Origin of the sequence: Streptomyces sp. NPDC012637 (assembly GCF_042954805.1) — a bacterium.
GTDB lineage: Bacteria > Actinomycetota > Actinomycetes > Streptomycetales > Streptomycetaceae > Streptomyces.
Window position 1 is genome coordinate 75,897 of sequence record NZ_JBIBDS010000004.1, and the last position, 23,892, is coordinate 99,788.

The window sequence follows — 23,892 nt, forward strand, 5'->3', positions numbered from 1 at the left end:
GCGCTCGCGCGGCCGGGTCCGTGGGCCCCGGGTCAGCGCTTGGCGTGGCGGCCGCGCTCGGCCGGCGGGTTCGGGGTGCCGGGGCCGTCGTGGTCGCCGTTCGCGCCGTTGTCGGCGGCGTTCTTCTTGGACTGGGAGCGGGCCCGCAGGTACTCGATCACGATCGGGACCACCGAGATCAGCACGATGCCGATGAGGATCATCTCGATGTGCTTGTGCACGAAGTCGATCTTGCCGAGGGAGGCGCCGAGCAGCGTCACGCCCGCGCCCCACAGCACGCCGCCGATGACGTTGAACGTGATGAAGGAGCGGTAGTTCATCCGGCTGACGCCGGCGATGATCGGCGTGAAGGTCCGCACGATCGGCACGAAGCGGGCCAGGATCAGCGACTTCGGGCCGTGCTTCTCGAAGAACTCGTGGGCCTTCTCGACGTTCTCCTGCTTGAAGAGCTTGGAGTCCGGGCGCTTGAAGAGCGCCGGGCCGACCTTGCGGCCGAAGAGGTAGCCCACCTGGTCGCCGATGATCGCCGCGGCGACGACCAGCGTGCACACCACCCACAAGGGGGTTTCGAGCTTCCCGGTGGTGACGAGGAGGCCGGTGGTGAAGAGCAGCGAGTCACCCGGCAGGAAGAAGCCGATGAGGAGTCCGGACTCGGCGAAGACGATGACGAGGACACCGATCAGACCGAAGGTCTGGATCAGATAGTCCGGGTCCAGCCAGCTCGGTCCGAGGGCAAGCGTGTTCACGGGTTCCGGGCTCCTGCGGTCGGTGGGGGCGAGAAGGGTGTGAAGGGGGATTGTCGTACAGGACTGCAGCCCCAAGCTACCAACGCGAAGTGAACCCCCCGGGTTCCACCCGCGTCCACCCGCGTCCACCCGCGTCCTGCCGCGGGTGGCCCGGCGACTCCCCGTGCCCGCCCGGCTCCGCACCGGATGCGGGCGCGCCGGGCCGCCGCCAGGCTGTGGGCCAGGAGGTGGATGCGGATGAGCATCGACGAGTACGGCGGCGGGCAGTCCACGCAGGCAGATGTGCTGGTCGTGACGACGAACGACGTGCCCGGCTACCGGGTGCGGCAGGTGATCGGCGAGGTCTTCGGCCTGACGGTGCGCTCACGGCACCTGGGCAGCCAGATCGGCGCGGGCCTGAAGTCGATGATCGGCGGCGAGCTGAAGGGCCTGACGAAGACGCTGGTACAGACCCGCAACCAGGCGATGGAACGCCTGGTGGAGCAGGCGAGCGCGCGCGGCGCGAACGCGGTCCTGATGTTCCGCTTCGACGTCACGGAGGCCGCGGACGTGGGCACGGAGGTGTGCGCCTACGGCACCGCCGTGGTGATCGAGCCGCTCGGCTGACCCTCCCCCGGCCCTGACGGGATGTGAGCTGAAGGGCCGAATCTCGGGATGTTATGCGGCATTTGCTCCCTTATGGTGGGGCGGTGGCCACCGAGACCCCCGCGAGACGCGCGCCCGAGGCACCCCTGAGGGTCCTGCTGCCCCAGATCCTGCCCGCACTCGTGGTCGGGGTGGGCTCCGGGCTGCTCTTCCTCGGGGTCAGCGAGCTGGCCGACCAGCTCCAGGAACTGATGTGGAACGACCTTCCGGACGCGCTCGGCATCGGCCACTACTCCGCGCTCTGGATGATCGTGATGCTCACCGCGACCGGCATCGCGGTCGGCCTGGTCGTCTGGAAGGCGCCCGGGCACGCCGGGCACGACCCGGCCATGGAAGGGCTCGGCGGCCCGCCGCTGCCGCCCACCGTGGTGCCCGGCCTGCTCCTCGCCAGCACCCTCGCCCTCGCCGGCGGCGTCAGCCTCGGACCGGAGAGCCCGACGATCGGCAGCGCCATCGCCCTCGCCTACTGGCTCGGCCACCGCGCCTTCCCGGCCGTGCCCGGCGCCTTCTGGGTGTCCCTGGGCATCGCCGGCACCCTCGGCGCCCTGTTCGGCACCCCGGTCGCCGCCGCCCTCGTCATCTCCGAGGCCCTGGCGTCGACGCCGAGCCGCGGGTCCCTCTGGGACCAGCTCTTCGCCCCGCTGCTGGCCGCCGGCGCCGGGTCCATGACCACCCAGCTGGCCTCCAGCCCCAGCTTCGACATGGGGCTGCCCCCGCTGACCACCCCCGGCTACGAGGACCTGCTCGCCGCCCTCGTCCTCGCCACCCTGGCCGCCGCCTTCGGCCTCCTCGCCTGCTACGCCTACCCCCACGTCCACCGGGCCTTCACCCGTCTGGGCCATCCCATGCTGACCCTGCCCGTCGGCGGACTCGTCCTCGGTCTCCTCGCCACCGTCGGCGGACATCTGACGCTGTTCAAGGGGCTCCACGAGACCCAGGAGATCGTCCAGGACATCGGCTCCCTCAGCTCGGGCGACCTGGCCAAGCTCGCCGTCGTGAAACTGGCCGCCCTGCTCGTCGCCGGCTCCTGCGGCTTCCGCGGCGGCCGGGTCTTCCCCGCCGTCTTCGTCGGCGCCGCGTTCGGGCTCTGCGCCCAGGCGCTCGTCACCGAGATCAACCCCACCGTCGCCGTCTCCGCCGGCGTCCTCGGCGTCCTGCTCGCCACCACGCGGCAGGGCTGGGTGAGCCTCTTCGTCGCCGCCGTGATCGCCGCCTCCCCGGCCATGGTCGCCCTGCTCTGCCTCGCGTCCCTGCCCGCCTGGCTGGTCGTCACCGGCCGCCCCTTCCTGCAACTCGACGAACAAGGCAAGTCCCTGCGCTGAGCCCGCACCCCCGGCCTGCCCCCGGAGGAGCCGGCCGCCCCAGAGGGAGGAGATCCCGTGCCGCTGCACAAGGGACCCGACGAGCACGACACCGCACACTTCCGCCGCCTGTCCTTCAACCCCTTCCTCGGCGAGGCCAACCCGGTCGGCGGCATGACCGAGGCCCCGCCGCGCCACCGCCTGCCCGACGGGCCGCTGCCGCCCATGAGCGCCTACCAGCTCGTCCACGACGAGCTGATGCTCGACGGCAACTCCCGCCTCAACCTCGCCACGTTCGTCACCACCTGGATGGAGCCCCAGGCCGGCGTGCTCATGAGCGAGTGCCGCGACAAGAACATGATCGACAAGGACGAGTACCCGCGCACCGCCGAACTCGAGCGCCGCTGCGTCGCCATGCTCGCCGACCTCTGGCACGCGCCCGATCCCTCCACCGCCGTCGGCTGTTCCACCACCGGCTCCAGCGAGGCCTGCATGCTCGCCGGCCTGGCCCTCAAGCGCCGCTGGACGAAACGCAACGCCGACCGCTACCCCGCCGCCCGGCCCAACCTGGTCATGGGCGTCAACGTCCAGGTCTGCTGGGACAAGTTCTGCAACTTCTGGGAGGTCGAACCCCGTCTCGTGCCCATGGAGGGCGACCGCTTCCACCTCGACGCGGCCTCCGCCGCCGCACTCTGCGACGAGAACACCATCGGCGTCGTCGCCGTCCTCGGCTCCACCTTCGACGGCTCCTACGAACCCGTCGCCGACATCTGCGCCGCCCTCGACGAGCTCCAGGCCCGCACCGGCCTCGACATCCCCGTCCACGTGGACGGCGCCTCCGGCGCCATGGTCGCCCCCTTCCTCGACGAGGAAACGGTCTGGGACTTCCGGCTCCCGCGCGTCTCCTCGATCAACACCTCCGGCCACAAATACGGTCTCGTCTACCCGGGCGTCGGCTGGGCCCTGTGGCGCTCCGCCGCCGAACTGCCCGAGGAACTCGTCTTCCGGGTCAACTACCTGGGCGGCGACATGCCGACCTTCGCCCTCAACTTCTCCCGGCCCGGAGCCCAGGTCGTCGCCCAGTACTACACGTTCCTCAGACTCGGCCGCGAGGGCTACCGGACCGTCCAGCAGACCAGCCGCGACGTCGCCCGGAGCCTGGCCGGGAAGATCGAGGACCTCGGCGACTTCCGCCTCCTCACCCGCGGCGACCAACTGCCCGTCTTCGCCTTCACCACCGCCCCCGACGTCACCTCCTTCGACGTCTTCGACGTCTCCCGACGGCTGCGCGAAAGCGGCTGGCTCGTCCCCGCCTACACCTTCCCGGCCCACCGCGAGGACCTGTCGGTCCTGCGCATCGTGTGCCGCAACGGCTTCTCCGCCGACCTCGCGCACCTCCTCCTGGAGGACCTCGGCCGCCTCCTTCCCGAACTACGGCGCCAGTCCCGCCCGTTCACCCACGACAAGGACGCCGCGACCTCCTTCCACCACTGAGCACCGCCGCCCGCGCCCACCACCGGCCGCCGTAGGCCCCTACCAGCCGCCACCGGCCGCCGTAGGCCCCACCTGCCGCCGCAGGCCCCCACCTGCCCCCACTGCCGCCGTAGGCCTCCACCAGGCGCCGTAATCCGCCGCCGGTCCGTCAGTCGTCCTCGCAGGCCAGCAGGAACTCCGACCAGCGCACCCCGTCCCTGCTCGACCGGAACTGACAGCGGTCCGCCTCCCGCAGCAGGCCGATCCCGGTACGCCGCACCCAGGACGTGCCGTCACCGGTCTCGCGGAAGCTCCGGCCACCGTCCGTGCTCTCGTACGCCGCGAGCTCGGCCGGCACCGTCACCCGGCCGCCCGGGCCGGGCACCGGCAGGCCCTGGAGCGTGCGCGGCTCCCGGTCGGGGCCGGTGGTCCACATCCGGGTCCAGGTGCGGCCACCGTCGAGGGAGCGGTGCAGGGCCCTCATCGGGTTCTTCACCGGCTCTCCGCCGTCCAGTTCGCCCAGCTCGGCCGCGTAGACCGCGTCCGGGCCGACCGCGACCGTGACGTGCAGGCCGGGAGCCCCGCCGCCGGGGCTCGGCAGCGGACTGACGGCCCAACTCCGCCCCCCGTCACGGGAGACGGCGACCGCGGCCCGCCCCGAGGCCGGCTCGACGCCGGACACCCACCACGAACCGTCCGGCTCCACCACGGGCGCCGGGCGCGGGTGGGCCCCGAGCTGCGGCACCCGGGCGAGCGCCCGGCGCCGCCCGTCCTCCGGCGAGATCACCACCAGCCGCTCACGGGTGCACTCGTCCGGGCCGGCCCCCGCGGGCGCCGCGCACGCCGTGGCCAGGACTGCGCCGCCGGGTATCAGCGGCGTCCTGCCGACCGTCCGCCGGTCGACCGCCCGCCAGTTCCGGCCGCCGTCCCGGGTGAACCAGGTCCGCTCCGGCTCCTCGCCGCCGCCGTCCTCGATCAGCGCCCGCCCGGGACCGAGCACCGTGAGCCCGGCCGAGACGCCCCCCGTCGCCGGTATCTCGGGCAGCGGGGTCGACCGGAGCGCCCAGGACCGCGCGCCCCTGTCGAGCACGGCGACCTGCTGACGGCAGAAGCCGTTCGCCGGCCGGGCCTCGTCCGTGACGCACTGCACCAGCAGCACGAACCCGCTGCCGTCGGCGGCGAAGCCCGCACTGTGTGCCCAGCCGGGCAGCCCCGGCGCGGACGGTATCCGCGCCGGAGCCCCGAACCGCCCGTCCACCGCCGGCGTCCTCGGCACCGATGTCTTCGGCACCGGCGTTCCCGGCGGCGGTGCCGTGGGCGCCGGCGACCCCGTGCAGGCCGCGAGCACCAGCAGAAGCAGAGCGGCACAGGCCGCCCTCCACGAACGCGCCCGGGAAGAACCCGTCCGGGCAGTCGTCCAAGAAGCCGTACACGCCGTACCAGCCGTATAAGCCGTGCAAGCCGTGCAAGCCGTGCAAGCCGAGCAAGAAGCAGCCGTCCAGGAACCTCGCATCGCACTCCCCCTGTTCTCCGTCTGCTTCTGTTACACCGCTCACCGCCTCCGGGTTCCCACCTCCCGCGCTATTTCCCCAGCCGCCCGAACTTCCGTACCGCCAGCGGGAAGAAGACCGCTACGAGCGCCAGCGGCCACACCACCGCCGCGCCCACCCAGCCCGGTTCGCCGCCCGGGCCGCCGAGCAGGTCCCGCACCGCCGTCGCGGTCGCCGACATCGGGTTCCACTCCACGGCCGCGCCCAGCCAGTCCGGCATCGCCTCGGGCGAGGCGAACGCGTTCGAGAGGAAGCCGACCGGCCAGACCAGGATCTGCACCGCCTGCACCAGCTCCGTGCGCCCCGCGACCAGGCCCAGGAAGATCCCCGCCCACAGCATCGCGAACCGCAGCAGGAGCAGCAGCCCGACGGCGCCGGCGAAGGCCCCGAGCCCGCCGTGCGCCCGCCAGCCCAACGCGTGACCGACGCCGACCATCAGGAGCAGCCCCACCGTGGACTGGAGCATGTCGGCCGCCGCGCGCCCCACCAGCACCGCGCCGTCGGTCATCGGCATGGCGCGGAAGCGGTCGATCACGCCCTTGTTCAGGTCCTGGGTGACCGCCGTCATCGTGCCTTCGAGCCCGAAGACCATGGTCAGGGTCAGCATCCCCGGCACGAGGAAGTCGACGTACTCGCCCTCGACCGCCCGGCCGCCGCCGACCAGATAGCCGAACATCAGCAGCATCATGACCGGGAAGACCAGCCCGACCACCACCTGCACCGGCTGCCGCGCCCAGTGCGCCAGCTCCCGCCGGGTCATGGTCCAGCAGTCGCCCACCACGTACGCCGCGCTCATGCGGCCACCTCCGTCCGCTCCTGCGCACCGGTCAGGTGCAGGAACACCTCGTCGAGCGTCGGGCGCCGCAGCGCGATGTCCTCCGCCTCGATGCCCGCCTCCTCCAGGGCCCGTACGGTCAGGGCCAGCGAGGCCATCCGGTCCTCGACGGGCGCGCTGATCCGCCGCCGGTCACGGTCCACGTCCGCCCCGTCCGGACCGGCCGGCCCGAACGGCAGCACCGCCACCGCCTCGTCCAGCCGGGCGCCGTCCCGTACCACCACGTCGATCCGGTCCCGGCCGGCGCGGCTCTTCAGTTCGTCGGGCGTGCCGTCGGCCACCACCCGGCCCCGGTCGACGACCGAGATCCGGTCGGCCAGCTGGTCGGCCTCCTCCAGGTACTGGGTGGTCAGCAGCACCGTCGTGCCGCCGCCGACCAGGGAGCGCACGGCCTCCCACACCTCGCCGCGCCCCCGCGGGTCGAGCCCGGTGGTCGGCTCGTCGAGGAAGAGCACCTCGGGATCGGTGATCAGCGAGGCGGCCAGGTCGAGCCGCCGTCGCATGCCGCCGCTGAACCGCCGTACCGGCTTGCGGCCGGTGTCCGCGAGCCCGAACCGCTCCAGGAGCTCGTCCGCGCGCCGCCCCGCGCGCCGCGCGCCCAGGTGGTACAGCCGCCCGAACATCTCCAGGTTCTGCCGGCCGGACAGCTCCTCGTCGAGCGCCGCGTGCTGGCCGAGCAGCCCGATCCGCCGCCGCACGTCGGCGGCCTGCCGCCGTACGTCGTACCCGGCCACCCTCGCCACGCCCTCGTCGTGGCGGAGCAGCGTGGCGAGGACGCGTACGGTCGTGGTCTTCCCGGCGCCGTTGGGGCCGAGCAGGCCGTGCACCGTCCCGCGCGCGACGGCGAGGTCCAGGCCGTTCAGGGCGGGCTCGCCCCCGTAGCTCTTCCGTGCGCCGTCCATGAGGATCGCGTCTGATGACATCCGTTTCCTCCGCTTTCTCCGCAAAGCGCCGTAGTCAAATTTGACCACCATCGCGACGGGGGAGGCTATGCCCTCCCGGGCGCCTAGTCAAACTTGATTAGCTCATCTTCTCGTCGTCGGGGTGCGGACCCGTCGCGTACGGGTTCTCCTGCCCCTCCGCGAGCACGCCCACGAAGGGCTCGCCCTCGCCCGCGAACACGTACGCCCCGCCCTCGATGCGCTCGATCAGCCCCAGGGTCCACTCCCGGCCCGCGTCGGCCGAGTGCACCCAGAGGTGCATGATCTCCCCGATGTGGCCGAGCTGCCCGGGGCCGCCCTCCGGCGTGTAGTACTCGGTGACCGCCGCCCGCCACTCGTCCAGGCCGCGCACCCGGGCCCGCAGCAGCTCCACGGCCTCCGCGCGCGGCAGGTCCACGATGAAGCCGACGGCCGAGGACAGCACGTCCATCTGCTGGTCGTACGTCGCCAGCGCCTCGCGCAGCAGCCGGAAGTACTCCTCCCGGCCCGCGTCCGTGATCTCGTACTCGACCCGCGGCGGACCGCCCGCCGTGCTCGGCGCGATCTCGTCGGCGGCCAGCAGTCCCTGCTTCGCCATCTGCTTGAGCGCGTGGTAGATCGAGCCGGGCTTGGCGTTGGACCACTCGTGCGCGCCCCAGTACTCCAGGTCGTTGCGCACCTGGTAGCCGTGGGCGCGGCCGTGCATCCTGACCGCACCCAGGACGAGAAGACGGATCGCTGACATGCCCCGAGTCTAGTGACGGAGTGGTCAACCTTGACTAGGAGACCGTCCCCGGGCCTTCCGCCGCGGCCCCGGCCTGCTCCAGCCCGATCAGCTCGAAGGAGCCCTTGCCGTCGAGCGACTCGCGGATGATGTCCGCGTGCCCCGCGTGCCGGCCGATCTCCTGGACCAGGTGCAGCAGCATCCACCGGACCGAGACCCGGCCGTCCTTCGGGAACCAGGGCGCCGGCGGCAGCGGGAAGGTGTCGTCCAGGCTCGGCACGCCCAGGACGAACTCCTCCGTCTCCTTCGCGACGCCCTGCCAGAAGGCCACCGTCTCCGGCACGGACTCGCCGTCCAGGAGCCGGAAGGCCTCGTCCCAGGTCTCCTGGGTCCGCTGCCGCTCGTTCGGCCGCTGCTGGGCGAGCCGCAGCCAGTTGAGCTCGACCTCCGCGACGTGCTTGATCAGGCCGGAGAGGCTGAGCTCGCTGGCGCTCGGGCGGCTCGCCGCCTGCTCCTCGGTGAGCCCGAGGGACGCCCGGACGACCGCGGCGCGCTGGGCCTCGATGAAGTTGAGGAACGCTCCGCGCTCGTCGCCGGGCTTCTCCGCGGGAACAAGAGCAACCATGACTGCCGCCTCCCATAGCGTCCGGGGCACCGGACGGGTTTCCTTCTCGACACCGACCACGCTACGGACCCTTGCGGACAGCTACGGTCCTCAATGCCGAAGCGGATCCGATCCCTCGGATCACCCGGGCGACGTCCCACGGCCAACGCCAAGCAGGCCCTGGAGACAGTCGGCTGACCGCCGGCCGTCCGGGAGCTAGAACGGGAAGCGGCTGCGCCCGTGCTGGATCGAGATCCACTTCTGCGTCGTGAACGCCTCGATCATCGCCTCGCCGTTGAGCCGGCCGACGCCCGACTGCTTCTCGCCGCCGAACGGCACGATCGGCTCGTCGTGCACGGTGCCGTCGTTGATGTGGATCATGCCGGTGTGGATGCGCTTGGCGATCCGCACGCCCCGCTCGATGTCGCCGGTGTGGACGGCGCCGCTCAGGCCGTACGGGGTGTCGTTGGCGATCCGTACGGCCTCGTCCTCGCCGTCGAACGGCACGATCAGGGCCACCGGGCCGAAGATCTCCTGGGAGAGGACGGGCGCGTCGGCGGCGATGCCGGTGAGGACGGTCGGGGCGACCAGGCTGCCCTCGACCGAGCCGCGCAGCAGGGCGGTCGCGCCGCCCGCCACCGTCTGCTCGACGACCGCCGAGACGGCCTCCGCCTGCTGGGAGTTGATGAGCGGGCCGATGTGGGTGGCCGGGTCGGCCGGGTCGCCGACCCGCAGCGTCTTCACCTTGGCGACGAACTTCTCGGTGAACTCCGCCTCCAGGGTGCGGTCCACCAGGATCCGGTTGGCGGCCATGCAGACCTGCCCCTGGTGCACGAACCGGCTGAAGACGGCCGCGTCCACCGCGTAGTCGACGTCGGCGTCGTCGAGGACGATCAGGGCGCTGTTGCCGCCGAGTTCGAGCACGGCGTGCTTGAAGTGCTCGGCACAGACGGTGGCGACGTGGCGGCCGGTCCGGTCGGAGCCGGTGAAGGAGATCACCTTGGGCACCGGGTGGGTGAGGAGCGTGTCGCCGATCTCGGCGATGTCGGTGACGACGACGTTGAGCAGACCGGCCGGGAGCCCGGCGTCCTCCAGGACCTTGGCGACCAGGGTGCCGCCGCAGACCGGGGTGTTCTGGTGCGGCTTGAGCACGACGGCGTTGCCGAGGGCGAGCGCCGGGGCCACCGACTTGATCGAGAGGAGGAAGGGGAAGTTGAAGGGCGAGATGACGCCGACGACGCCGACCGGCAGGCGGTAGACCCGGTTCTCCTTGCCGTCCACCGGCGAGGGCAGGATGCTGCCCTCGGGGCGCAGCGCCAGCTGGATCGCCTCGCGCAGGAACTCCTTGGCCAGGTGCAGCTCGAACCCCGCCTTGAGGCGGGTGCCGCCGAGCTCGGCGACGATCGCCTCGGCGATCTCCTCCTCGCGCTCCTCGACGATCCGCAGCGCACGCTCGAAGACGAGCCGGCGGCTGTACGGGTTGGTCTCGGCCCACGCGGCCTGGGCGCGCTCGGCGGCCCGGTAGGCGCGGTCCACCTCGGCGGCGGTGGCGACCGTGATGGCCGCCAGCTTCTCCCCGGTGTACGGGTTGAAGTCGATGATGTCCCACGAGCCGCTGCCGGGCTTCCACTCGCCGTCGATGTACTGGTGCGCCAGTTCGGTGAAGTAGTCCGAAGACGAGGACGCCGAAGACGAGGACGCCGAGGACGACGAAGACGAGGAAGCCATGGACGAGACCCCTTACCCGCGGTGGCGGACGTCGGCACGGACAGCTGCCGCGTCACAGCCGTCTCACTGATGTCCCGTCATCGTACTGACGTATCAGGAGAGTTGAAGGAGTCCTCGAAGAAGATCACGGCTTTCCGCGGGATCGGGGCTGTCCTTCTGGAGCCTTTCCATCACGCGCACGTACTGGCCGACCTCCTCGCGCTTGTCGAGGTAGAGGGCGCCGGTCAGCTGCTCCAGATAGACGATGTCGGAGAGGTCGTCGTCGGGGAAGCTCAGCATGGAGAAGGCGCCGCTCTCGCCCGCGTGGCCGCCGAAGCTGAACGGCATCACCTGCAGCGTGATGTTGGGGTGCTCGGAGACCTCGATGAGGTGCCTCAACTGCCCCTGCATGACGGCCCGGTCGCCGTACGGACGGCGCAGCGCGGCCTCGTCGAGGACGGCGTGGACGTGCGGGGCGTTCTCCGAGACGAGGACCTTCTGGCGCTCCAGGCGGAGCGCGACCCGGCGCTCGATCTCGGCGTGCGGGGCGCCGGGCATGCCGCGGGTGACGACCGCGTGGGCGTAGGCCTCGGTCTGCAACAGGCCGTGGACGAACTGGACCTCGTAGATGCGGATGAGCGAGGCGGCACCCTCGAGACCGATGTACGTCTGGAACCAGCCCGGCAGCACGTCGCCGTAACTGTGCCACCAGCCCGCGAGGTTGGCCTCGCGGACCAGACGGAGCAGCGAGCCGCGCTCGGCCTCGTCGTTGACGCCGTAGAGCGTGAGCAGGTCCTCGACGTCCCTGGCCTTGAAGCTCACCCTTCCCAACTCCATACGGCTGATCTTGGATTCGGACGCCCGGATCGAATAACCGGCGGCTTCCCGGGTGATGCCACGCGATTCGCGCAGTCGCCTCAACTGGGAGCCCAGCAGGATGCGGCGCACCACGCTCCCGCTCGCCCCGCTCGATTCGCCTGCCGTCACGGCTCCAGCCTCCCCTTCACGGTGCTGCTCTCGCTGTCGAGCCCCCGTCGAGCCCCGGATTCTGCCACTAAACGCTTCAGCGCGTACACATTCGATTACGGATAGAGGGCGGGTTCCGGGCACCTTCCACACGACCGGTGGACGACTTATGCACAGATTCGGGTCGGGGACGGACAGGTCCGGCGCGTGCACGTGCATCTGCCCTTGCATCCCTCGGTTGCATTCGGAACCATGGTGCCCGCACAGCCGCGTACTCTCGCGTGCTGCCGCGCCGTTGTCGCACCGCCTTTGTCGCACCACCGCCGCGATTCCCGGGAGTGCCTCGCATGGGACCGAATGGATCGACCATGCTCGAGCCGTTACGGCAGGGGCTTCCGCCGATCGATCCCGCGACGGTGTCCAACTCGGCCTCCTGCGCCCTGCCGCCCCGCTACGAAGCGGTGCGCGGCGCACGGAAGTTCACCAGTCAGACGCTCAGCAACTGGGATCTCGCGGACCGCTTCGACGACGTCGCGCTCGTCGTGTCCGAACTCGTGACGAACGCCCTGCGGCACGCGGTGCCGGCGGGTACGGATCCGGCCGCGGCGTCGGAGCACGAGGAAGGCCTGAATCCGCCCGTCCGGCTGCACCTCATGCGCTGGGCCTCGCGCCTGGTGTGCGCCGTGCGCGACCCCAGCCAGGCCAGCCCGGAAGCACGCAAGGACGACGAGGACTTCGCCGCGGAGTCGGGCCGGGGTCTGTTCCTGGTGGAGTCGTTCAGCGACGGCTGGGGCTGGCACCCGCTCGCCGGCACGCTCCAGGGCAAGGTGGTGTGGGCGCTGTTCCGGCTGGGGCCGGAATAGCACGCGGTGACATACGGGAACGGGAAGGGCCCCGGTGGCGACGGCCATCGGGGCCCTTCCCGTTCCGCGGCACGCCTCCGCGCGCCGTCCCGCTGCGGTTCACGTCCGCGTTCACGTCCGCGGAATGCATCTGCCATTCGCATCTGCCGTGCGCGTCTGCCGCATGCATCTGCCACTCACGGCCCGCGGTTCACACCAGGTGGTCGAACTCCCCATCCTTGATCCCCAGGAGCATGGCCTCGATCTCGGCGGGCGTGTAGACGAGCGCGGGGCCGTCGGGGTGGCGCGAGTTGCGCACGGCGACGTTCCCTCCGGGCAGCTTCGCGAACTCCACACAGGCACCCTGGGAGTTGCTGTGCCGGCTCTTCTGCCACACGACACCACGAAGCTCCGTGGCCGCCATGCCGTTGTACGCGTGATCCGCGTGATGCACTGGGAGCTCCCCGAGATGATTGATGCACGTGTCAACTTCCTCGGATCATAGCCGTGTTCACATGCGCCTGCATGAGCAGATGCACGTGCACGAGGGGTGGCGTAGTGACTACGCGACTGAGCGTCTACTCGCCGGTAGGGCGAAGGGCCGACCCCTGAGCTCTGACGGTACGTGAGGGCCTATCGGTTGCCATGGGTGCCGGGGAGATCGGCGAGCCGCCTGCCCGAGCGGTCGTACAGATACAGGTCCGCGGTCCCCGGATCCTGGGCGCCTGGGGCTGCGGTGACCGGCGTGTACGCGTACCAGACGCCCCAGCCCGGGCGGCCCGGCAGCTCCAGGAGCGTCGCGAGGACCGCCGGCCCGTCCGCCCCGCGCAGCTCCACCCGGCCCACGGAGCGCGTGCCGTAGTAGAGCCCCGAGTGGAAGACGCCCTTGCCGTCGCCCTCGCTCTGGTACGAGACGCCCGGCGCGGCGGTGTCGACGTTGCCGTCCGTCACGCTGCGGGAGTTCTCGTAGCCGTCCGGCCCCGTCCAGTGCTTGCCCCCGGCGGTCAGCCACACCGTCCAGCCCTTCCCCGCGTCCACCCGCTCCCCCGACCGCACCACGCGGACCTCGGTCACCTGAGGAGCGTCGGCCCGGCCCGGGGCCGCGGCGGCCGGGGTACGGGGCGAGGGCGGGAGCGACGCGGGCGGCGTACGCGGTACGGGCGGGGCCAGGGTCACCGCGTGGTCGGCGGGCAGCGACAGCCGGGCCACCGTCGCCGCGCCGGACACCGAGAGCACCGCCAGGGCCGCGAAGGCCACCGCCCGGCGGCGCCGGTGCGCCCGGCCCTGGCGGCGGACGGCCGCCAGCGGCACCGGGTTCGGCGTGATGTCGTGCGCGGCCTCGGCGAACGCGGCGCGCAGACGCCCGTCGACCTCAGGATCGAGGTCGGGACCGACATCGGCATGGGTACGGGCGGCGGCCCGGGCATCGGTGTGGACGTCGGCCTGGACGGTGGAACGGACATCGGCGTCGCGTTCCGCTTCGGCGCCGGGACCGGAGCCCTGGACCGCGGCGCGTTCGGAGACGGCGCGTTCGGAGACGGCCCGTTCGGAGACCGCGCGTTCGGAGACGGCCCGTTCGGAGACCGCGCGTTCGGAGACGGCCCGTTCGGAGACCGCCCGTTCGGAGACGGCCCGTTCGGAGACCGCGCGTTCGGAGACGGCGCGTTCGGAGTCCGGCTCGGAAGTGGGTTCGGAGTCTGATGCGGGGGTCATCGTCGGGCTCCGGCGGAGGTCGTGGGGGTGGTGGGGCGGGAGGGCCCGGAGGTGGGCGCGGGACCAGGCAGGGCGAGGCCGGGATGGGAGCGCAGCGCGGCGAGACCGCGCCGGGCGTGCGTCTTGACCGTACCGATCGAGCAGTCGAGCACCGCGGCGATCTCCGACTCGCTCAGGTCCTCCCAGTACCGCAGCACCATCACGGCGCGCTGGCGGGCCGGCAGGTCGGCGAGGGCCGCGAGCAGCGCGGTGCGCTGCTCGACCGCCTCCGCGTGCCCCGCGGACGCGTGCCGTAACGACTCCGGGAGCACCGGGGTCAGCAGGTGGACCACGCGCTTGCGGCGCAGCCGGCTGAGGTTGTTGTTGATCAGCGCGCGGCGCACGTACAGGTCGATCTCCTGGCGCGGGACCCGGCGCCAGCGGCCGTACACCTTGGCGAGGGTCGTCTGCACCAGGTCCTCGGCCTCGTGGAAGTCGCCGGTGAGGAGCTGGGCCGTGCGGACCAGGCGCGGCCAGGCACCGACGGCGAACGCGGCGAACCCGTCGTCTTCTCCGACGGACTCCTGCGGCTCGGCGGGCTCGTACGACGACACGGTGACCGACCTCGGGCTCACGGAGGGAGAGGTGCAGGGCCCGCCCCGTGCCGGGCCCTGCAAAGGAACACGCACGACGAGGGGTCAGGCGTTCCAGCCCGGGAGCTCGGCCAGCAGCCTCCCGTTGCGGTCGTAGAGCGCGACGGCGGCTCCGCCGTCGTTCTCCGGCCCGGTGTGCGCGTACCAGACGCCCCAGCCGGGACGGCCGGGCAGTTCGAGCAGGGCCGCCGTCGTCTTCGTGCCGTCGGTGCCGGTCAGGACCACCTGCCCGGCCTTCTTGGTGCCGTAGAAGAGGCCGGAGTGGAACACGCCGGCCTCGGAGCCCTCCGACTGGTGACTGACGCCCGGCCGGGACAGGTCGACGTTGCCGTCGACGACGCTGCGGAAGTTCTCGTAACCGTCGGGGCCCGACCAGTGCTTGCCCTCCTCGGTCAGCCACACCGTCCAGCCGCCGCCGGCGTCCACGCGCTCGCCGGAGGCGACGACGCGGACGGGGGACGGGGACGGGGCGACCGTGCTCGCGGAGGGAACGGGTGCGGCGGCTGTGGCGGCGGCCGGGGTCGCGGACGCGGCCGCGAGCACGGCCACGACGGCGGCCGCGGCCGGCAGGTACTTCTTCATACGGTTGCTCCTGGTTTCCGGTGAGCGGTCCTCACCCCTTCCAACTCCGTTCCGCCGCAGGGTGGATGACATGGCGACGGAAAATCTCAGCGCGCGAGAACCGCCGACAGCTCGTCGAGGGCCGCCAGGAGCAGCACGGCGCCCTTGCGCAGCAGGAAGTGGTCCGGCGCCCCCTCGCCCCGCTCCCAGGCCTCGACGGTCTCGCGCAGCTCCTCCCAGCGCGGCGTCCTCCGTTCCCGTACGGCCTTCGCGCCCCGCTCCGTCGCCCGGCGCAGCGCCTCCGCGAGCGCCGCGGCCTCCGGTACGGGCGGGGCGCCGCGCTCCGGAAGGTGCGCTTCCAGGAGCATCGCGACCCGCCCGCACTGGGCCAGCGCGTCCTCGGCCTCTCCGGCCGCCGCGCGGGACATGCCCCGGTGCCGCACCGGCTCGTGGGTGGCCCGGGCGACGCCCTCCTGCCACGCGATCCTGGCCGCCCGGTTGGCGAGCAGGGCCTCGCGGACGTCCGGGCAGACGGGGCCCGCCGGTTCCGCGTAGTGGGCGACGACGGTCGCCGCGTAACGCCCGTCCGCCGTGAGCCAGTCGGCGAGCCGGCCGCGCAGCCGCGGCGTCTCCCAGGCCGGGTAGACGGCGTACGACAGCATCGCGAGCAGCCCGCCGAGCAGGGTCAGGAGCACCCGGTCGCGCACGGTCTGGGTGACGCCCACTCCCTCCATGCCGAGCAGGAAGACGACGTACGCGGCGACGAAGACCTGGCTCGCCGCGTAGCCCGTGCGCATCAGCAGGTACATCCCGAACGCGCAGAACACGGCCAGGCCGGCCGAGAGCCAGGTGCCCGGGTGGGCCGTCTGCACGATGCCCGTCGCCAGGGCCACGCCCACGAGCGTGCCGCCGAAGCGGGCGACGGAACGGGCGTACGTCTGCGAGAAGTCCGGGCGCATCACCATCACCGAGGCCATCGGCGCCCAGTAGCCGTGGCCGAGGGGGAGCGCGGTGCCGAGGAGGTAGCCGGCGGTCGCGACGGCGGTGACGCGGACGGCGTGGCGCAGGACCGGCGAGTCGTGCCGCAGCTCGGCGCGCATCCGGCCGAGCGCGACCGGGAGGAGTCGCAGCAGCGTCGGACGGCTGCGCGCCCCGGCCGCCGTCTCCGTGCGCGGCTCCGCCGTCTCCACGACGTCGCCGAGCAGCGCGGCGAGCCGGGTCGCGGCCCGGCGGGGCGCGCCGGACAGGATCGCGCCGGTGTCGGGCGTGCGGAGCGCGGCGACGGCGGCCGGGGGCAGCTCGACCGGCTCGCCGTGCCGGATGGCGTGCGCGCAGGCGTCCAGGACCTCGCCGGCCGCGCCGAGCAGCTCCCGTACCCGGTCCCGTTGCGGCCCTTCGGCGGGCGCGCCGACCGCCGGGTCAGCGAGGGAGGCGAGCACCGGCCGGATCCGCTCGGCGAGGCCGCGGGCGCCGTGCAGTTCGGCGGGCCGGCGGCGGGCCTGGCGCGGGGTGACGGCGGCGGCACTGCGGGCGGTCATCAGCGGTACGGGGTCGAAGGACGCGGTCGGGTCGTGCCGCAGCCGGCGGGCGTAGTCCGCCTCCGCGGCGAGCGCGTCGGCGAGCGCGTCGCGCTGGGCGCCCCAGCGGCGCACCGGCATCAGGACGATGAGGACCGCCTGGACCAGGCCGCCGACGGCGATCATCGCGGCGTGGCCGGCGGCGGTGGCCACGGAGGTGGGGAGGGTGACGGTGACCAGCATGATCGCCACGTTGGAGGAGGCGATGATCCCGGCGGTGGGGCCGACGGCCCAGGCGAGGCCGGCGACGAAGGTCCACACGGCGAGCAGGAGCAGGAAGAGGACGAGGTGGGCGCCGGTCAGATAGCCGAGGAAGGTGGACACGGCGAGGCTCGCGCCGGAAGCGAGGGCGAGGGTGGGGCGGGGGCGGTACGAGCGCTGGAAGGTCGCGATCGCGGCCTGGAACGCACCGAACGCGGACGAGGCCGCCACCGCGGGCCCGAACAGCGCGAGCGACACCCCGACGACCAGCGCCAGCCCGAGCGCCCCCCGTCCGGCCACGGCGGGCTCCAACCGCCGCCGCTCGACCGAGAGCCCGGAGCGCGCGGTCTCCTTCAGCGCGCGGAGCCAGCTCATGGGCCGAGCCTAGCGGCACAAAGGGGCGAAACGGTCATATGGGTGGTGTGGTGTGAGGCTCGCCAGGGGGAGCGAGCCTCCGCCGAGCGTGAGGCTTCGCCGGGTGCGGCGTGAGGCTTCGCCGGGTGCGGCGTGAGGCTTCGCCGGCGGGGTGTCGGCAGGGTGCCGCGCCCTGGTGGGGCGGGCAGGCGCAGGGCGCGAAGGCGCCGCGACGGGCGCCGTCCCGTGCGCCCACCCGTCCGACCCAGCGGGACGCATGCCCACACGGGGGGCGACCGGGCCGGCGGGACGGGCCTGCGGGCCTCGCGCCGTGCCGGGCGCCGTCCCGGGCGGGCCGATGGACGCGTCGGTGGCGACGGGAAGGGCCGGACGGGCTCGGGCCGGCGTCGTGCCGGGCGGGCCGATGGACGCGTCGGTGGCGACGGGAAGGGCCGGACGGGCTCGGGCCGGCGTCGTGCCGGGTGGGCCGATGGCCGGGCGGAGGGGGCGGGTGGCCGTTCAGTCTCGGATCTCGCCCCTCGGGTGGGGGCCCAGGCCCGCCCGGTTGGCGGCCGAGGTGCCGTGGGTCCAGCCCTCCTCGTCCCAGGCGGCACGGACGCGCGTGGTGCGGGTTTCCGGGAAGAGTTCGTCGGTGCGGGCGGTGACCGCCACCTCGCGGGAGGCGAGGGCCGGGAGCAGGGTCGGGGTCTCGGCGGCGACGCGGCGGGTGGTCGCCGAGAGCCGGGCGCCGAGGCGGTTCGCGTAGGCGAGCAGGAAGGACTGCCGGAAGGACTTGGTGCGCTTGCGGCCGCCCGCCCGCTGCTCGGCCTCCGCGCGGGTCATCGCCGCGGTGCCCTGCACGAGCAGCGAGGTGTAGAGCAGTTCGACCGGGTCGAGGTCCGCCTCGAAGCCGACCACCGTGGAGAAGCCGTAGGCCTCGTTCCACACCGCCCGGCAGTGGTTCGCGGTCGCCACCGCGTCCAGCAGGATCGCCTTCGCCTGCTCGTACGGCGGGTCCACGCCGATCCGGACCGCGCCCGGCGTCTCCGGCGCCGGCGCGCCCGCCGCGAGGCTCGCCTCGTCGAGGCTGTGCCGGGCCATCAGCTCCTGCGCCTTCGCGGTCAGGGCCTCGGCCTCCTCCGCGTACGTCGTCGCCTCGGCCTTCGCGAGGAGCGCCCTGATCCGGGTGAGCAACTTGGGCTCGCCCGCGATGGCGGGCGGCAGCGCCTCGCCGGGCACGGCGCCGACGGCGTCGAGGCGGGGCAGCCGTACGAGCAGCCGGTAGAGCTCCAGGACGGCCGTGGCGTACGAGAAGCGGTCGGGCGCCGTCCACCCGTCGGCGTCCAGCGCGTCGAGCTGGGCCTGCCAGCGGTGCGGAAGGCGTTCGTACCCCGCGGTCTCCGACCTGATCAGGGCGGTCAGCAGCCGCACGTGCTCGTCGGCGAGTTCGCGCCGGGCCATGCGCACGAGGTCGGCCGGCTGCCAGCCGCGCGTCCACAGGGTGCGGACGAACTCCTCGCCGCGGCGGGTCAGTTCCGCGTCGGCGGCGGGATCGGCGGCGAGGCGGGAGGCGGCGGCGTCGAGCCCGTGGTCAGCGTCCCCGCGCCGGCGCCCTCCGCTCTTGGCGCTCTTGCCGCTCTTGGTGCTCTTGGTGCTCCCGCCGCCTCTGCCGCCCTCGGCGTCCTCGCCCTCCGCGTGGGACGTGCCGTACAGCGCCTTGAGCGCCTCCGTCACCGTGCCCGCCGGGTCCGTGGCGCTCATGCGGGGTGCCTCGCGTCCCACTCCTCGCGGGAGCGGGTGATGGCGGCGCGATGGTCGAGGGACCAGTCGACCAGCTGCTTGATCAGGTGGGTCATGCTGTGCCCGGTCTCGGTGAGCGAGTACTCGACCTGCGGCGGCGTGGTCGGGAAGACCTCCCGCCTGACGAGCCCGTCGCGTTCCAGGCGGCGCAGCGTGAAGGTCAGCATGCGCTGCGAGACGCCGTCGACGAGGCGCTGCAGCTCCTTGAACCGCCGTGGTCCCGCCGCCAGTTCGACGACCACGTGGACCGTCCACCGGTCGCCGAGCCGGTCCTGGACGTCCCGTACGCCGCAGTCCTCGGCGCAGCTGACGAGCGGTTCCGCCGGGGCGGTGGCGGTTACACCGGTGTGCCCCTCCGACATCAATGTGCCTCCTTCCATGATCGCGCCCGCACCGACACGATGGTCCCGGGCACCTCGCCTGCATCCACCCATTCTCGGTTCTCAGGGGGAATCCATGCTGCTCGTCACCGGAGTATCCGGCGCCCTCGGCTCGCTCGTCGCGGAGCGGGTCGCCGGCCGCGACGACGTCGTCCTCGGCACCCGGGCCGGGCTGCAGGGCACCCGGCTCGTCGACTTCGACGACCCGTCGACGCTGCCCGGGGCCTTCGCCGGCATCGACACGCTGCTGCTGATCTCGGCCGGTTACGGGGAGGACGACGTCGTCGTCGCCCGCCACGAGGCCGCGATATCCGCCGCCGAGGCGGCCGGCGTCGGCCACGTCGTCTACACGAGCCTCTCCGGCGACGGCGACCACGTCACCTACGCGCTGGCGCACCGCTGGACCGAGCGGCGGCTGCGGCGGTCCACGCTGAACTGGACGGTCCTTCGCAACGGCCTCTACGCCGAGTTCCTGACCTGGATCGCCACCCCCGACGCCGGCAACCGGATCACCGGACCGCTCGGCGAGGGCTCGCTCGCCGTCGTCGCCCGCGCCGACCTGGCCGACATCGCGGTCTCCGTCGCCACCGACCCGGCGCCGCACGCGGGCCGCGTCTACGAGCTCGTCGGCGAACGCGCGCTGGGCGGTGCCGAACTGGCGGAGGCGCTGGGCGCCACGTACGAGCCGGTGACGCTCGCGGAGGCCCGGACCGCCCTCGCGGCGTCGGGAGCGCAGCCCTTCCAGGTGCCGATGCTGGCGAGCACGTACTCGGCGATCGCGTTCGGCTTCATGGACGGCAGCGGTGTGAAGAGCGACCTGCGCGCACTGCTCGGGCGCGACCCGCTGGACCCGCTGGACGTGTTCGTGGCGGCGGTGCGGGGCGCGGAGGCGTAGAGGCCTGGTCGGCGCGGGGCCGGCCGTACGAGGACCCAGGGGAAGGGCGGGGAAGGGTAGGGCTGGCACTACCTCGTGGACGCCCGCTGGTGGTCGTGATCGGGGCGGGCGGAAACGGTTCGCTGGAGGCATGACCTCCACGAACTCGACTTCGGCTCCGTCCTCGGCGTCGGGCCCGGTGCCGGTTCCGGGCCCCGGCAGGGACCCGGGCCCCGGTACGGGCCCGGTCGCGGTGCCGCCGCCGGGCCCCGTCTCCGGCCCTGGCCCCGTCTCGGGCCCCACATCCGGCCTCGTATCGGACCCCCGCTCCGCCAGTGGCGCCGCACCCGTCGGGGGCGCCGCGCCCGCCAGTGGCGCCTCACGTGTCGGGGGCGCCGCGGCGCCCGTCGCCGTGCGGCTGCGCGGGCTGCGGCGGTTCCACTGGGACGTCCGTGCCCTCGACGGCGTCGACCTCGACCTGCCCGCCGGGACCTTCACCGCCGTCATGGGCCCGTCCGGCTCGGGGAAGTCCACGCTGCTCCAGTGCGCGGCCGGCCTCGACCGGCCGACGGCGGGCGACGTGGAGATCGACGGCATCCCGTTGGCGGGCCTGAGCGAGCGGCGGCTGACGCTGCTGCGGCGGGACCGGATCGGTTTCGTCTTCCAGTCGTTCAACCTGCTGCCCTCCCTCACCGCCGCCCAGAACGTGGCCCTTCCCCTCCGGCTCGCGGGCCGCCGCCCGTCCCGGGCGCAGGTGCGGGAGGCCCTCGCCCGGGTGGGCCTCGCGGGCCGGGAGCGGCACCGGCCGGGCGAGCTGTCCGGAGGCCAGCAGCAGCGCGTGGCGCTCGCCCGCGCGTTGATCACCCGGCCCGCCGTCCTCTTCGGCGACGAACCGACCGGCGCCCTCGACTCCACCACCGGCCGCGCGGTCCTGGACCTGCTGCGCGAACTCGTCGACCGGGACGGCCAGACGATCGTCATGGTCACCCACGACCCGGTCGCGGCGGCCCGCGCCGACCGCGTGGTGTTCCTGGTCGACGGACGGATCCACGGCGAACTGCCCGCGCCGACGGTCGAAGCGGTGGCGGCCCGGATGGCCGGCCTGGAGACCACCGGACCGGCCCCGTCCGCCCCGTCGGACCTGTCAGTCCCTTCGACCCCATGGGCCACGTCGCCCTCACCGGCCCCGTCGATCCTGTCGGCCCCATCGGCCCCGTCGGCCCCGTCGGCGTCTGCTGCCCTGAAGGGCGGTGGCCCGTGCTGACCGTCGTCCTCGCCGGGCTGCGTACCCGCTGGGCCTCCTTCCTCGGCGGTTTCACCGCCCTCGCCCTCGGTGTGGGGCTCCTGACCGTCATGGGTCTCGGCCTCTCCGCCACCGTCGGCGCGCCGGAGCGCGCGCCGGAGCGATTCGCTTCCTCGCCCGTCGTCGTGCAGGGTCAGGACCGGCTGTCCGTGGAGGTGCGCCGCGGACCGGAGGCGGCCGTCGTGACCGCGCCGCTCGACCGTCCACAGCCTGTGGACACCGAACTGCTGCGCGAGCTGCGCGCCCGCTGGACCGTCACCTCCTCCGGCGGCCCCGACGCCGTCGGGGTCGACGGGCCCGCCGACGAGGTGCGGGCCGTCGTCCGCGCGACCGTCGGCGACCGGACGGCCCGGGTGCTCACCGGGGCGGAGCGCCGGGCCGTCGACCCCGACGCCGCCCGCGACGCCCGCGCCCTCGTCACCCTCAACGCCCTGCTCGGCACGGCGGGCGGCGTCACCGCCTTCGTCTCCGTCTTCGTCGTCGCCTCCACCTTCGCCTTCGCCGTGGCCCTGCGGCGCCGGGAGTACGGCCTGCTGCGCACGGCCGGGGCCACGCCCGGCCAGGTGCGGCGGCTGCTGCTCGCCGAGGCCGCGGCCGTCGGCGTGCTCGCCTCGGCCGCGGGCTGTCTGCTCGGCGCGTGGGGCGCGCCACGGCTCGCCCGGGCGCTGGTGGACGGCGAGGTGGCGCCGTCGTGGTTCACGATCGGCGCCTCCGCCGTCTCGTGGCCGTACCACGCGGCGTTCTGGACCGGCGTGACCGTCGCCGTGGCGGGCGCCCTCGCCGCCTCGCGGCGCGCCGGGCGGGTCGGGCCGACGGCAGCGCTGCGCGAGGCGGACGTCGACACCGACGCGCTGCCGCTCGGCCGGGCGCTGTGCGGCGGGGCGCTGCTGCTCACGGGCCTCGCGCTGCTGGCCTGGACGTACGCGACGGACCCCTCCGCCCTGCTGAAGCGCAAGACGTACACGACCCAGCCGATGCTCCTGATCACGGGCGTCGCCCTGCTGGCCCCGGCGCTGGTGCGCCCGCTGGCACGGGTGGTGCGGCTCCCCGGCGCGTCGGCGACGGCGATGCTGGTGCGCGAGAACAGCGCGGCCGCCGTACGCCGTACCGCCGCCGTCGCCGCCCCCGTCCTGGTGACCGTCGCCCTGGCGGGCACGCTGCTCGGCTCGGCCGCCTCGGTGGGCGCCGCGCGGGCGACGGAGACGGGCCGGCAGACGGGCAGCGCGGAGACCTCGGTGTTCGTACGGGACGGGGCGGAGGCCCTGGTCAAGTACCGGGCCCGGGCGGTCCCGGACCCGGGCCGCTGGGCGGCGGAGGCCCGCCTCCCGGTCGTCGCGGGCGACCTGCGGGACCTGGACGACCGGTCGATCGTCGTGAACGAGGAGTTCGAGCGGCACGCGGTCGGCGACCGGGTCGACGTCTGGCTCGCCGACGGCCGGGGTCCCGTCCGCCTGCGCGTCGCCGCGGTCCTCGCCCTGGGTGCGGGCGGCAACGAGCCGTACGTGACCCGGGCGAACGCGCCGGGGACGCTCGCGGAGGAGGCGGGATCCCCGGGCACCGGCAGCGGCAGGGGCGCGGGTGCGGGCGCCGGTGCCGACACCGGGACGGGCGCGAGCGCCGGCGCCGGCGGTGGCGCGGGTACGGGTGCGGGTGCGGCGAACACCGTGACCGCCGCCCCGAGTGCCGAGATCTGGGCCGCAGGGTCGCCGCAGACGCGGCTCGGACTGGTGCTCGTGCTCGGCATCGCGCTCGTCTACACGGTCATCGCACTCGCCAACACCCTCCTCATGGCCACCTCGGTGCGCGGCCCCGAACTGGTCTCGCTCCGGCTGGCCGGTGCCACCCGGGCACAGATCCTCCGCGTGGTCGCGGGCGAGTCGCTGCTGGCGGTGGGGATCGGCACGGTCCTGGGGCTTGGCGTCGCGGCCCTGTGCCTGGGCGGCCTCGCCGCGGCGCTCGCCTCGCTTGCCGCCCCCGTCTCGCTGACCGTTCCGTGGGCCACGGTGGCCGCGGCGGCGGGCACGTGCGCGGCGGTCGCGGCGGGGGCCGCCGTGCTCCCCGCGTGGCGGCTGACGCGCTGAGGGGTGAGGCTGGGAAATCGGGACGGGACGGGGACTGGGGTCGGAGCCGGGTCCTCGTCCCGTCCCGCCTGCCGTACGCGCGGCCCGTCGACAGCCCGCCGCG

At 73.7% G+C, this 23,892-nt stretch carries 22 protein-coding genes; 7 read left to right on the top strand and 15 right to left on the bottom strand.

The features are described 5' to 3' along the window. Positions 1-32: 32 nt before the first annotated feature. Complete coding sequence (locus ACFY8W_RS17335) at positions 33-746, bottom strand: VTT domain-containing protein (RefSeq protein WP_391105701.1); 714 nt, start codon at positions 744-746, stop codon at positions 33-35. 237 nt (positions 747-983) lie between these two features. On the opposite strand from ACFY8W_RS17335, the gene ACFY8W_RS17340 reads away from it, so the two are divergent. From ACFY8W_RS17340 to ACFY8W_RS17350, 3 genes are read left to right on the top strand one after another with little or no spacing between them, the layout of a single operon-like run. Continuing rightward, entirely contained in the window at positions 984-1,352 is a 369-nt protein-coding gene (locus ACFY8W_RS17340) for a heavy metal-binding domain-containing protein (RefSeq protein WP_391105703.1), read from the top strand. Between the two features lie 53 nt (positions 1,353-1,405). Continuing rightward, positions 1,406-2,713 carry an ion channel protein gene (locus ACFY8W_RS17345; RefSeq protein WP_391105705.1) on the top strand — a complete coding sequence of 436 codons (1,308 nt, stop codon included), beginning with the start codon at positions 1,406-1,408 and terminating at the stop codon, positions 2,711-2,713. A 57-nt stretch (positions 2,714-2,770) separates the two neighbouring features. Continuing rightward, complete coding sequence (locus tag ACFY8W_RS17350; RefSeq protein ID WP_391105707.1) at positions 2,771-4,186, top strand: glutamate decarboxylase; 1,416 nt, start codon at positions 2,771-2,773, stop codon at positions 4,184-4,186. A 148-nt stretch (positions 4,187-4,334) separates the two neighbouring features. Here the strand turns inward: ACFY8W_RS17350 and ACFY8W_RS17355 are convergent, their stop codons facing one another. From ACFY8W_RS17355 to ACFY8W_RS17385, 7 genes are all read right to left on the bottom strand, one after another. After that, complete coding sequence (locus ACFY8W_RS17355; RefSeq protein ID WP_391105709.1) at positions 4,335-5,456, bottom strand: WD40/YVTN/BNR-like repeat-containing protein; 1,122 nt, start codon at positions 5,454-5,456, stop codon at positions 4,335-4,337. Between the two features lie 290 nt (positions 5,457-5,746). Beyond that, positions 5,747-6,511 (bottom strand): ABC transporter permease, encoded by a 765-nt coding sequence (locus tag ACFY8W_RS17360; RefSeq protein ID WP_391105711.1) that lies wholly within the window; start codon positions 6,509-6,511, stop codon positions 5,747-5,749. Continuing rightward, positions 6,508-7,473 (bottom strand): ATP-binding cassette domain-containing protein, encoded by a 966-nt coding sequence (locus tag ACFY8W_RS17365; protein ID WP_391105713.1) that lies wholly within the window; start codon positions 7,471-7,473, stop codon positions 6,508-6,510. Before ACFY8W_RS17365 ends, ACFY8W_RS17360 begins: the two co-directional genes overlap by 4 nt. 97 nt (positions 7,474-7,570) lie before the next feature. Beyond that, the gene (locus ACFY8W_RS17370; RefSeq protein WP_391105715.1) at positions 7,571-8,215 is read right to left on the bottom strand and encodes a helix-turn-helix transcriptional regulator; all 645 of its coding nucleotides are present in this window, start codon (positions 8,213-8,215) and stop codon (positions 7,571-7,573) included. Between the two features lie 34 nt (positions 8,216-8,249). Next, positions 8,250-8,819, bottom strand: coding sequence for a DUF664 domain-containing protein (locus ACFY8W_RS17375; RefSeq protein WP_391105717.1), 570 nt, complete (start codon positions 8,817-8,819; stop codon positions 8,250-8,252). 195 nt (positions 8,820-9,014) lie between these two features. Then, a complete protein-coding gene (locus ACFY8W_RS17380) occupies positions 9,015-10,526 on the bottom strand; it encodes an aldehyde dehydrogenase family protein (protein WP_391105719.1) in 1,512 nt (503 codons plus the stop codon). 93 nt (positions 10,527-10,619) lie between these two features. Then, positions 10,620-11,492, bottom strand: a complete 873-nt coding sequence (locus ACFY8W_RS17385) for a Scr1 family TA system antitoxin-like transcriptional regulator (RefSeq protein ID WP_391105721.1) — start codon at positions 11,490-11,492, stop codon at positions 10,620-10,622. Positions 11,493-11,818: 326 nt separating this feature from the next. On the opposite strand from ACFY8W_RS17385, the gene ACFY8W_RS17390 reads away from it, so the two are divergent. Then, on the top strand, positions 11,819-12,334 hold the full coding sequence (locus ACFY8W_RS17390; RefSeq protein ID WP_391105723.1) for an ATP-binding protein: 516 nt from the start codon (positions 11,819-11,821) through the stop codon (positions 12,332-12,334). 190 nt (positions 12,335-12,524) lie between these two features. Here the strand turns inward: ACFY8W_RS17390 and ACFY8W_RS17395 are convergent, their stop codons facing one another. The 7 genes from ACFY8W_RS17395 to ACFY8W_RS17425 all read right to left on the bottom strand — a co-directional run bounded on the left by ACFY8W_RS17395 (position 12,525) and on the right by ACFY8W_RS17425 (position 19,513). Beyond that, positions 12,525-12,737, bottom strand: a complete 213-nt coding sequence (locus ACFY8W_RS17395) for a DUF397 domain-containing protein (protein ID WP_164986359.1) — start codon at positions 12,735-12,737, stop codon at positions 12,525-12,527. 209 nt (positions 12,738-12,946) lie between these two features. Next, positions 12,947-14,026: a hypothetical protein gene (locus tag ACFY8W_RS17400; RefSeq protein ID WP_391105725.1), complete on the bottom strand. Its 1,080-nt coding sequence runs from the start codon at positions 14,024-14,026 to the stop codon at positions 12,947-12,949. Beyond that, a complete protein-coding gene (locus ACFY8W_RS17405; RefSeq protein WP_391105727.1) occupies positions 14,023-14,619 on the bottom strand; it encodes a SigE family RNA polymerase sigma factor in 597 nt (198 codons plus the stop codon). The genes ACFY8W_RS17400 and ACFY8W_RS17405 overlap by 4 nt, the downstream gene beginning before the upstream one ends. A gap of 84 nt (positions 14,620-14,703) precedes the next feature. Next, complete coding sequence (locus ACFY8W_RS17410) at positions 14,704-15,240, bottom strand: hypothetical protein (RefSeq protein WP_391105729.1); 537 nt, start codon at positions 15,238-15,240, stop codon at positions 14,704-14,706. An 86-nt stretch (positions 15,241-15,326) separates the two neighbouring features. Next, the gene (locus ACFY8W_RS17415; protein ID WP_391105730.1) at positions 15,327-17,372 is read right to left on the bottom strand and encodes an FUSC family protein; all 2,046 of its coding nucleotides are present in this window, start codon (positions 17,370-17,372) and stop codon (positions 15,327-15,329) included. 498 nt (positions 17,373-17,870) lie between these two features. Next, positions 17,871-19,112 carry a DUF2786 domain-containing protein gene (locus ACFY8W_RS17420; protein WP_391105732.1) on the bottom strand — a complete coding sequence of 414 codons (1,242 nt, stop codon included), beginning with the start codon at positions 19,110-19,112 and terminating at the stop codon, positions 17,871-17,873. Continuing rightward, positions 19,109-19,513: a winged helix-turn-helix transcriptional regulator gene (locus ACFY8W_RS17425; RefSeq protein ID WP_391105734.1), complete on the bottom strand. Its 405-nt coding sequence runs from the start codon at positions 19,511-19,513 to the stop codon at positions 19,109-19,111. The genes ACFY8W_RS17420 and ACFY8W_RS17425 overlap by 4 nt, the downstream gene beginning before the upstream one ends. Positions 19,514-19,607: 94 nt before the next feature. On the opposite strand from ACFY8W_RS17425, the gene ACFY8W_RS17430 reads away from it, so the two are divergent. The 3 genes from ACFY8W_RS17430 to ACFY8W_RS17440 all read left to right on the top strand — a co-directional run bounded on the left by ACFY8W_RS17430 (position 19,608) and on the right by ACFY8W_RS17440 (position 23,789). Beyond that, positions 19,608-20,426, top strand: a complete 819-nt coding sequence (locus ACFY8W_RS17430) for an NAD(P)H-binding protein (RefSeq protein WP_391105736.1) — start codon at positions 19,608-19,610, stop codon at positions 20,424-20,426. A 391-nt stretch (positions 20,427-20,817) separates the two neighbouring features. Further along, positions 20,818-21,669 carry an ATP-binding cassette domain-containing protein gene (locus ACFY8W_RS17435; protein WP_391105738.1) on the top strand — a complete coding sequence of 284 codons (852 nt, stop codon included), beginning with the start codon at positions 20,818-20,820 and terminating at the stop codon, positions 21,667-21,669. After that, positions 21,663-23,789: an FtsX-like permease family protein gene (locus tag ACFY8W_RS17440; RefSeq protein ID WP_391105740.1), complete on the top strand. Its 2,127-nt coding sequence runs from the start codon at positions 21,663-21,665 to the stop codon at positions 23,787-23,789. The genes ACFY8W_RS17435 and ACFY8W_RS17440 overlap by 7 nt, the downstream gene beginning before the upstream one ends. The last annotated feature ends 103 nt before the right edge of the window (positions 23,790-23,892 follow it).